General features: G+C 51.2%; 1 pseudogene. It reads left to right on the top strand.

Features of this window, described 5'->3' with window-relative positions:
* Window positions 1-182 precede the first annotated feature (182 nt).
* A pseudogene (locus CPT76_RS14020) lies at window positions 183-986 on the top strand (helix-turn-helix transcriptional regulator); the annotation flags it as partial.

The following is a 986-nucleotide window of genomic DNA, read 5'->3' as shown; positions in this document are numbered from 1 at the left end:
TGCGACAGAAATGGATCAAACTGCGAAAGAAGAGGAAACTTCATTGTCCAAAAACTGAAATTTGTCTTTTATTTGAAGGGTAGAATATGGTAATATAAACGGGAACAGTTGTTCCTGGTTTGGCGAGGGTTGGCCCATGCTCATCGCGCCCACATCCATCCGGGACTCAAGGGAGGTAAGGTATGACCAACAAGTTTCCTGAACTGGATGGAGTCATTGCCTATATTCAGAACCGGCTGGATGAACCGCTGGAGCTGAACATGCTGGCGAAGTATGCAGGGTACAGCCCGTACCATTTTGCCCGGATTTTCAAAGCGCGGATGGGGCTTCCGCCGCTCTATTACGTATCATCACTTCGGCTGCATCGAGCCAAAGAGCTGCTGCTGAGCACCAATCTAAGCATTCGTGACATCAGCCTGGAAATCGGCCAGCAGAGCCTCGGCACGTTTACTTCCCGGTTTACGGAAAAGGTTGGGGTTACACCTTCCCTATTCCGCAATTCCAGGGACATCGCGGACAACCATTTAAACTCTCTCAAAGCGCTCGAAAGCTGGTATGATCTGCCTGTTTTGACGTCACCTGTGGGAACCGTGGAAGGGTCCATATCCTTCGAGGTACCGTTCGAAGGGGTGATCCTCATTGGATTGTTCGCTAAACCGATCCCTGAAGGGCTGCCACCTTACGGTACGCTTATCTCTTCGGCGGCACGTCGATTCCGGTTTACCGGCGTGAAGCCTGGAACCTACTATTTATTAGCGACTTCTGTCTCATGGGGAATGAGGGCGGCCGATTTTCTGGTGCCCCAAACGACGCTTCGCGCCAAGCATAAGGTCCCGATCGTCGTCGGTCCCGATAAATCGGTTCCGTTTCAACGGGTAACATGCGGGTTCCGCATCCGGATGATCCTCCCATCCTGATATCGCTGCCGCTGTTGATGAACATTTTCTCATATCAACAGTCAACTCAGCAATCGGTAANAATCCGTT

The organism is Paenibacillus sp. AR247 (assembly GCF_002968895.1).
Lineage (GTDB): Bacteria > Bacillota > Bacilli > Paenibacillales > Paenibacillaceae > Paenibacillus_AQ > Paenibacillus_AQ favisporus.
The sequence above is the reverse complement of the archived record's forward strand: the minus strand, read 5'-3'. Positions and strand labels throughout refer to the sequence as shown.